Source organism: Kitasatospora sp. UYEF31, assembly GCF_057291755.1.
The window spans coordinates 1-8,727 of record NZ_JBXAWK010000111.1 but is presented as its reverse complement, the minus strand read 5'-3'; the positions used below and the strand labels follow the sequence as shown (position 1 = coordinate 8,727).

The 8,727-nt window shown below is 71.4% G+C and carries 6 protein-coding genes; all 6 read right to left on the bottom strand.

Features of this window, described 5'->3' with window-relative positions; translation table 11 throughout:
• Positions 1 to 145: 145 nt before the first annotated feature.
• The 6 genes from mraY to rsmH all read right to left on the bottom strand — a co-directional run bounded on the left by mraY (position 146) and on the right by rsmH (position 8,333).
• Positions 146 to 1,204 (bottom strand): phospho-N-acetylmuramoyl-pentapeptide-transferase, encoded by a 1,059-nt coding sequence (gene mraY, locus AC0Z36_RS28955; RefSeq protein ID WP_485466047.1) that lies wholly within the window; start codon positions 1,202 to 1,204, stop codon positions 146 to 148.
• Positions 1,201 to 2,625: a UDP-N-acetylmuramoyl-tripeptide--D-alanyl-D-alanine ligase gene (locus tag AC0Z36_RS28950; protein ID WP_485466046.1), complete on the bottom strand. Its 1,425-nt coding sequence runs from the start codon at positions 2,623 to 2,625 to the stop codon at positions 1,201 to 1,203. The genes mraY and AC0Z36_RS28950 overlap by 4 nt, the downstream gene beginning before the upstream one ends.
• A gap of 225 nt (positions 2,626 to 2,850) precedes the next feature.
• On the bottom strand, positions 2,851 to 4,584 hold the full coding sequence (locus AC0Z36_RS28945; RefSeq protein ID WP_485466045.1) for a UDP-N-acetylmuramoyl-L-alanyl-D-glutamate--2,6-diaminopimelate ligase: 1,734 nt from the start codon (positions 4,582 to 4,584) through the stop codon (positions 2,851 to 2,853).
• Positions 4,585 to 4,820: 236 nt separating this feature from the next.
• Positions 4,821 to 6,578 (bottom strand): peptidoglycan D,D-transpeptidase FtsI family protein, encoded by a 1,758-nt coding sequence (locus AC0Z36_RS28940; RefSeq protein ID WP_485466044.1) that lies wholly within the window; start codon positions 6,576 to 6,578, stop codon positions 4,821 to 4,823.
• A 373-nt stretch (positions 6,579 to 6,951) separates the two neighbouring features.
• Positions 6,952 to 7,365, bottom strand: a complete 414-nt coding sequence (ftsL, locus tag AC0Z36_RS28935; protein WP_485466043.1) for a cell division protein FtsL — start codon at positions 7,363 to 7,365, stop codon at positions 6,952 to 6,954.
• Positions 7,362 to 8,333, bottom strand: a complete 972-nt coding sequence (gene rsmH, locus AC0Z36_RS28930; RefSeq protein ID WP_485466042.1) for a 16S rRNA (cytosine(1402)-N(4))-methyltransferase RsmH — start codon at positions 8,331 to 8,333, stop codon at positions 7,362 to 7,364. Before rsmH ends, ftsL begins: the two co-directional genes overlap by 4 nt.
• Positions 8,334 to 8,727: the final 394 nt, after the last annotated feature.

The window sequence follows — 8,727 nt, the reverse complement described above, 5'->3', positions numbered from 1 at the left end:
TCGGACGCTTCGCGCCCGTCGCCTCGTGCGGGTGCCGCTTCGGACGCTTCGCGCCCGTCGCCTCGTGCGGGTGCCGCTTCGGACGCTTCGCGCCCGTCGCCTCGTGCGGGTGCCGCTTCGGACGCTTCGCGCCCTTCACTGTGACTCACTTGGTGGTCACCCAGCCGGCGTAGAAGAGTCCGATGCCGAGGATCACGCACAGTCCGGCGATGATCCAGAAGCGCACCACGATGAGGACTTCGGGCCAGCCCTTGAGCTCGAAGTGGTGCTGGAGCGGGGCCATCCTGAACACGCGTTTGCCGGTCATCTTGAAGAAGCCGACCTGGATGATCACCGAGAGGGAGATCAGCAGGAACAGGCCGCCGAGCAGCGCGGAGAGCATTTCCGTACGGGTGCAGATGGCCAGACCGGCCAGGCAACCGCCGAGCGCGAGCGAGCCTGTGTCACCCATGAAGATCTTGGCCGGTGAGGTGTTCCACCACAGGAAGCCGAAGCAGGCGCCCATCATCGCGGCGGACACGATCGCCAGGTCCAGCGGGTCGCGGACCTCGTAACAGCCCTGACCCGGGGCGTTGACGCAGCTCTGGCCGTACTGCCACACACCGATGAAGGTGTACGCGCCGAAGACGATCACCGAAGCGCCGGTGGCCAGACCGTCGAGGCCGTCGGTGAGGTTCACTCCGTTGGAGTGGCCGGCGATCAGGACGTACGCCCAGATCACGAACAGGACCGGGCCCAGGTTGAGGGCCGTGTCCTGGACGATCGACAGGTGGGTCGAAGCGGGCGAGAAACCGCGCGCGTCCTTGAACTGCAGGGCCGCGACCGCGAACGAGATGCCCACGAACGACTGTCCGGCGAGCTTCGCCTTGGCCCGCAGGCCGAGCGACCGCTGCTTGACGATCTTGATGAAGTCGTCGACGAAGCCGACCAGGCCCAGGCCCGTCATCAGGTAGAGCACCAAGAGCGCCGAGGCGCTCGGCACGTCCAGGGTGATCGCCTTGGCCCCGCCGTAGCCGATCAGGCAGGCCATGATGATCACCGCGCCACCCATGGTGGGTGTTCCGCGCTTGGTGTGGTGCGACGTGGGACCGTCGTCCCGGATCAGCTGGCCGTAGCCGCGCTTGGCCAGGATCCGGATCGCCAGCGGCGTACCGAGCAGGGACAACACCAGCGCGATGCCGCCGGCGATGAGGACGGCCCTCACGCCTGCACCTCCGCATTGTCGTTGTCGAGTGTGTCTCCGGCACCGGCGAGCAGCGCCTCGGCCACCCGCTCCAGGGCCACGCCCCGCGAAGCCTTCACCAGCACCACGTCCCCCGGCCGGAGTTCGGCCTGCAGCAGGTCCACAGCGCTTCGTACGTCGGGCACGAGCACCGACTCCTCACCCCACGAACCTTCACTTTTCGCACCCAGGTCGATCCATTTGGCCTCGCGGCCGCCCACCGCCACCAGGCGGTGGATGTTCAGGCGCACCGCGAGACGGCCCACAGCGTCGTGTTCGGTCATCGCGGCGTCGCCCAGTTCACGCATCTCCCCCAGTACGGCGAAGGTTCGCCCGCCGCCGGCCATCGCGGCCAGCGTCTTCAGGGCGGCCCGCACCGACTCGGGGTTGGCGTTGTACGCGTCGTTGACCACGGTCACGCCGTCGGCCCGCCGGGTCACTTCCATCCGCCAGCGGGACACCGTTCCGGCCGCGCTGAGCGCGGCTGCGACCGCGTCGACCGGCAGACCCAGGCCGCGGGCGACCGCGGCGCAGGCGAGGGCGTTGGAAACGTGGTGCTCACCGTACAGCCGCAGGGCCACGGGGGCTTCGCCCTCGGGAGTCCGCAGCGTGAACGACGCACGGCCGGTGTCGTCGAGGGTAACGTCGAGTGCCCGGACGTCGGCTGACGAGGACTCACCGAACGTCACAACCTCAGCCTTCGTACGGTCCGCCATGGCGCGGACGAGCTGATCGTCGGCGTTCAGTACGGCAAGTCCTCCGGCGGGCAGGCACTCGACCAGTTCGCCCTTGGCCTGCGCGATCGCCTCGCGGCCGCCGAACTCACCCAGGTGGGCGGTGCCGACGTTGAGGACCAGGCCGATCCTCGGCGGGGTGATACCGCACAGGTAGGCGATGTGCCCGACGCCGCGGGCACCCATCTCCAGGACCAGGTGGGCGGTGTCCTCGTCGGCGCTCAGCGCCGTCAGCGGCATGCCGATCTCGTTGTTGAACGAACCCGGCGTGGCGATGGTGGGGCCCGCCGTGGCGAGCACCTGGGCCAGCAGGTCCTTGGTACTGGTCTTGCCGGTCGAACCGGTGACGCCCACCACGACGGTGTGCGGCAGCCGGTCGGTGACCGCGCGGGCCAGCAGGCCCAGGGCGGCCACGACGTCGTCGACGACGATGGCGGGGGTTCCGACCTCACGGTCGGCCAGGACGGCGACGGCTCCGGCCCGTACGGCCGCCTGCGCGAACGAACGGCCGTCGACCCGTTCGCCGGGGACGGCCGCGAAGAGTGCGCCGGGAGTGACAAGGCGGGAGTCCACCACGACTGCGGAGGTGACGGCCGCTTGGGGGTCGGCACCCCCCACCAGTCGTCCGCCGACGGCCCGCGCGGCCTCGGCCAGGGTGGTCGGGATCACTTCTCGCTCACCTCAGGTTGTGTTGGTTCAGGGGCTGACGCTTCGGCAGTCAGCCCGCCCGGCGTGTCTGCTCCGGGCCGGCGGACGCTGCCAGGGATCTTCCCACCATCTGTGCGGGACGCGGTATCCGGCCTGTCTGTTTGTTGCCGGGCTCCAAGCGCGGGCGTCATCCTCCCATCTCCGTCGCTTCGCTCCGGAGCTGGTCGGCGCCCGCGCGTCGCCCGGTCAAGACGCGTCCTCCGGACGCGCTCCGGAACGCTGCGCGTCCGTCGCCTCGCTCAGGGTCCGGCTGGGACGCTGCGCGTCCGTCGCCTCGCTCAGGGTTTGGCTGGGACGCTGCGCGTCCGTCGCCTCGTTCGGGGTTTGGCTGGGACGCTGCGCGTCCGTCGCCTCGCTCAGGGTCCGGCTGGGACGCTGCGCGTCCGTCGCCTCGTGCCGGGAGCGCTCCAGGGTTTCGCGGAGCTGGACGCGGTCGTCGAACGGGACCTTCACCCCGTCGGCGAACTCCTGTCCCTGCTCGTGCCCCTTGCCCGCGATCACGACGATGTCCCCCGGAGCGGCCCACCGGACGGCCAGGCCGATCGCCGCGGCCCGGTCCGGTTCGACGACGACTTCGCCGTGCCGGCCGTCGAGCTTGTCCACCCCGGCGAGCATCTCGTCGAGGATCGCCGCCGGGTCCTCCGAGCGCGGGTTGTCACTGGTCAGGACGGCCAGGTCGGCCAGCCGCGCGGCAGCCGCGCCCATCGGGGCCCGCTTGGTGCGGTCCCGGTCGCCGCCGCAGCCGAGCACGACGGCCAGCCGGCCGCCGGTGACCTCGCGCAGCGCGCACAGGAGTGTCTCCACCGCGTCGGTGGTGTGTGCGAAGTCGACCACCGCCAGGAACGGCTGGCCGGCGTCCACCGTCTCCATCCGCCCAGGAACCCCGGGGACCGCGCCGACACCGGCCACGGCCTGGTCCAATGGCATGCCGCCGGTGGTCAGCGCGACGACGGCCAGGAGGGCGTTGGCGACGTTGAACGGGCCCGGGAGCCGGACCGACGCCTGCGCCTGCTGCCCGTCCGGGCCGACGACCCGGAACCGGCTGCCCGAGAGCCCCAGTTCGACCTCCTCGGCCCGCCAGTCGGCCCACAGGTCGCCCGCGGGCGACACGGTGGTCACCGGCACGGTCGCCAGATCGACGAGCCGGCGCCCGTAGGGGCCGTCCACGTCGACGACTCCGGCCCGGGAGCGCTCCGGGGTGAACAGCGCGGCCTTCGCCCGGAAGTAATCCTCCATCGTCGGATGGAAGTCCAGGTGGTCCTGCGTCAGGTTGGTGAACAGTGCGATGTCGAAGACCGTGCCGTCCACCCGGCCGAGTTCCAGCGCGTGGGACGACACCTCCATTGCCACGGCGGTCACCCCGTGCTCGCGCATGACCGCGAGCAGCGCCTGCAGGTCGGTGGCCTCCGGTGTCGTCCGGACGCTCGGCACCACCAGGTCGCCGATCCGGGTCTCGACCGTGCCGACCACGCCGACCTTCCGGCCGGCCGCCCGCAGGCCGCCCTCCAGGAGGTACGAGACGGTCGTCTTGCCGTTGGTTCCGGTGGTGCCGAAGGTCAGCGGGCCCTGCCCCGGGCGGCCGTAGACCCAGGCCGCCAGCTCGCCCATCCGGGCCCGGGGGTCGGGCACCGTCAGTATGACGGCGGCCACCCCGGCCACCGCGATGCGCCGTGCCCCGTCCGGGTCGGTCAGCACCGCCGCCGCACCCGCCGCGACTGCCTGCGCGGCGAAGTCCGCACCGTGGAAACGCGCCCCGGGCAGGGCCGCGTACACATCTCCGGGGCGGACCGCCCTGGAGTCGTGGGTGATTCCGGTCAGCGGCACTTCATGACCGGGTATGGGCAGCCCGAGGAGCTCGGCCGCCCCGGACAGGGGCTTGGGCCGCACCTCGGCGGGGCGGGACAGATCAGGGTTGGACACGCCGCGCAGGCTATCGCCTTTCTTTTACGCGGGTCGAAACGCAGCCGTCCGCTTCGCGGGGCTCCCGCGCTCCGCGCGGAGGAACGCTCCGACCCGGGACCTGATTTGTCCCTCCGCTGCGCTCCGGGCCATTGGGGCCCTGACCGCGCCCGCTGCGCACCAGCTGTGGTTCACAGTCGGGCGCGCCCAGGGACGCTCCGCGCCCATCGCCGCGCGGTGGTGCCGCTCCGGACCGCTCACCACTCCACCGGCAGGTCCGGTGCCCGCGTGCCGGTCGGGGGGACCTTGCGGGTCTGCAGGGCGAAGGACATGACCTGCTGGAACACCGGGGCGCACAGGGTGCCTCCCCATTTGCCGTTCTTCGGGTCCTGGAGGGTGACCGAGACCACGACCGACGGGTTGTCCGCCGGGGCGAACCCGATGAACGAGGACGTGTAGCCGGAGTACTGCCCGGTCTTCGGGTCCACCCGGTTGGCCGTGCCGGTCTTCCCCGCCACGCGGTAGCCGGGGATCGCGGCCTTGCTGCCCGTACCCGATTCGTCGGAGACGACCGACTCCAGCATCTGCGCCACCGTCCGGGCCGCTTCCGGGCTGACCACCTGGGTCCTGGCCGGCGCGGAAGCCGGCGTGAACTTGCCCTTGGCGTCCGTGGTGCCCTTGACCAGCGTCGGCGCGATGCGCTGGCCACCGTTGGCGATGGCCTGGTAGACCCCGGTGGCCTGCACGGAGTTCATCGAGAGGCCCTGGCCGAACGGGATGGTGTGCTGCTGCGCCCCGTCCCACTTCTCCGGCAGGGCGAGCAGGCCCCGCGTCTCACCGGGGAAGTCCATGCCGGTGGGTGACCCGATGCCGAACTTCTTGAGGTACTCGTACAGCTTGGCGTTGGCGGCCGACTGCGTCGGGCCCAGCTGCTCGGCGGCCAGGATCGTGCCGATGTTGGACGATTTGGCCAGTACCCCGTTGAGTGTCAGGTGCCACTCGGGGTGGTCCACGTCATCCTTGAACTGCCGGTCCGCGCGGGGCAGCCGGTTGGGCACGGTCACCTGGGTGGCCGGGTCGGCCTTGCCCTCCTGGACCACCGCGGCCATGGTCATGACCTTGCTTGTGCTGCCCGGTTCGTACGCCTCCAGGAGCGCCCGGTTGCCCAGGTTCCCGGTGTCGGCCGCGGCCACGTTGTTCGGGTCGAACCCGGGCCCGGTGGCCATCGCCAGGACCTCGCCGGTCTTCACGTCCTGGACTACCACCGTGCCGGACTCCGCGCCCGCCTCGGCGACCTTCGCGTTGATCAGCTGCTCGGCGTACCACTGGATGTTGCGGTCGATGGTCAGCTGGACGTTCGTCCCGGGCACGGCGTCCTTGCGGTCGCCGTCCGCGGTGGGCACCTTCCGCCCCAGGGAGGTCTCGTACGTCGCCTTGCCCGCCTTGCCGGCGAGCAGCTTGTTCAGCGACGCCTCCAGGTTCCCGCCGCCCTGGTCGGAGGCGTTCACCCAGCCCAGGACGTTGGCCGCCAGCGGCCCCGCCGGGTAGACCCGTTTACTGTGCGGCGAGCTGAAGATCCCCACCAGGTCGGCGCGTTTCTGCTTGCCCAGCTCCTTCTGGAGCTGCTTGATGCGGTTCCACACCTTCGGATCGACCTGCCTGGCCAGCGTGACGTTGCGGGTCCTGGGCGTGCGGAGCTTCTTCTCCAGGAGCACGGGGTCGACGCCGACCAGCGGCGCGAGCTGCGCGGCGGTGGCGAACGGATCCTTGACCATGGTGGGGTCGGCGGTCACGTCCATCGCGTCCACGGCGACGGCCAGGCGGACCCCGTTGGCGTCCAGGATGTCCCCGCGCTCGGCGGGGAGGGTCACCGACTGCACCCGGCTCTGGTTGGCGACCGCGGCGTACGCGGAGGCGTCCGTCACCTGGAGCTGCACGAGGCGGCCGACGAACAGGGAGCCGACCACACCGAGCGCGACCATGCCGATGCGCAGCCGGCGGCGGGGTTCGCCCATCTTCGGCGCGGCCGGCCTGGGGACGCCACGCTTCAGATGCCGGCGGACCGGCGACCGGCCGGCGGTACGGTCCGCCGACCGCTCGGCGGGGCGTCTGACCGGCCGGGGCCGTTCTGGCCGTTCTGGCCGCACTGAGCGTTCTGGCCGCACTGAGCGCTGCGACCGCTCTGGCCGGTCCGGGCGCTCTGTGCGATCCGGGCGTACGGAACGGCGCCGCCGTTCAGGCGCGCCGGCCTCCGGTGGACGCCTGCGCTCGGGTCCGGGCGGGTCGCCACCGCCCGATCGTGAGGTGCTCAATCCTCTCGCTCCCCTCGGCTGTTCGGCCCCGGCTGCCGGTGGACGGGACCACCGGCGCCCTGGACTGGCGGTTGGACTACCTGCGCGGCGGCACGGTGGCCGTCGCGATGTTCGGCAGCGGGACGTTCGGCGGCAGGGGTTTCGCGCTGGGCCCGTGACTGGCCACCGCTTTGGGGCTCCCCATGACCTGTCCGGTCGCGGGGTCGATGAACACCGGGTCGCCGCCGGGCACCATGCCCAGGTCCTTCGCCTGCTCGGACAACTCGCCGGGTGCCGACTTGTCGTCGAGCTGCCGCCGCAGTTCCTGCTGCTCGTCGGTCAATGTGTCGACCTGCTTCTGGAGTTTCGAGCGTTCGAAGGAGCCCTGGTTCAGGGCGGTGTTGAGCAGCAGCAGGGCCAGCAGTCCGCCGCCGAGCAGGGAGACGACCAGGAGGACGAACGGTGTACGGGACGCCGGCGCGCCCTTGGCTGCTCCCTGCTTCGGGCTCAAAGCGACTCCCGGACCCGTTCCACCGCGCGGAGCCGGACCGACGCGGAGCGCGGGTTCTCGGCGATCTCCTGTTCGGAGGCCAGTTCGGAGTTCCGGGTCAGCATCTTGAGACGGGGCTCGAACTCCGGCGGTACGACCGGCAGGTCGACCGGGGCTTTGCTGCGGGTGCCGTCGGTGAAGACCCTTTTGACGATCTTGTCTTCGAGGGACTGGTACGACATGACGACCACCCGGCCGCCGACCGAGGTGGCGGCGACCGCCGCCGGGATGGCCCGTTCGAGGACCGCGAGCTCCCGGTTGACCTCGATGCGCAGCGCCTGGAAGGTCCGCTTGGCGGGGTTGCCGCCGGTGCGCCGGGTCGCGGCCGGGATGGACTCGCGGATCAGTTCGACCAGCGGCGCCGAGTTGGTGAACGGCTGCTTCCCGCGGGCCCGTACGACATTGCCGACGACGCGCTTGGCGAAGCGCTCCTCGCCGTACTCGCGCAGGATGCGGACCAGTTCGCCGGGCGGGTAGGTGTTGAGGACCTCGGCGGCGGTGATGCCGGTGGTGGGGTCCATCCGCATGTCGAGGGGTGCGTCCTGGGAGTACGCGAAGCCGCGCTCGGTCTCGTCCAGTTGGAGGGAGGAGACGCCGAGGTCCCACAGGCTGCCTTGGATGCGCCCGATGCCGAGCCCGGCGAGGACTTCGGGGAGTTCGTCGTACACGGCGTGGACGAGCGTCGCGCGCCCACCGAACGGCGCGAGGCGGCGCCCTGAGCGGGCGAGGGCTTCAGGGTCGCGGTCCAGGCCGATGAGCCGGACCTCGGGGAAGGCCTTCAGGATCGCTTCACTGTGCCCGCCCATGCCGAGGGTGGCGTCGACGACGACGGCGTCCGGCCGGTCCCGCAGAGCGGGGGCGAGCAGGTCGACGCAGCGCTGGAGGAGGACGGGGACGTGGGCCGGGGCCGGCTCGTCGGGCGCTGTCACGGTGTCAGGTCTCCTCGTACGGGGTGGTGCTCAATGCCGCGCGCGGTGTCTGTTCCCGCTGCGCGGCAACGGCCCATCATGCCCCGTACCGCCCCGCCCGCCGGACGCGACTCCCCGCGCGGCAGCGTAAATGAAGGTCCGAAAAAAGGATAAACATCCCACTTGGGGCACCTGGGCACGCAGCGTCCCACCAGCACCACCGCGCAGCGACGGGCGCGAAGCGAGGGCGCGAAGCATCCCGAGCGCGTCCGGAGGACGCAGTCCTTCCGGGCGACGCTCCGGCGCCGAACAACCCCGGAGCGCAGCGACGGGCGCGAAGCGAGGGCGCGAAGCATCCCGAGCGCGTCCGGAGGACGCAGTCCTTCCGGGCGACGCTCCGGCGCCGAACAACCCC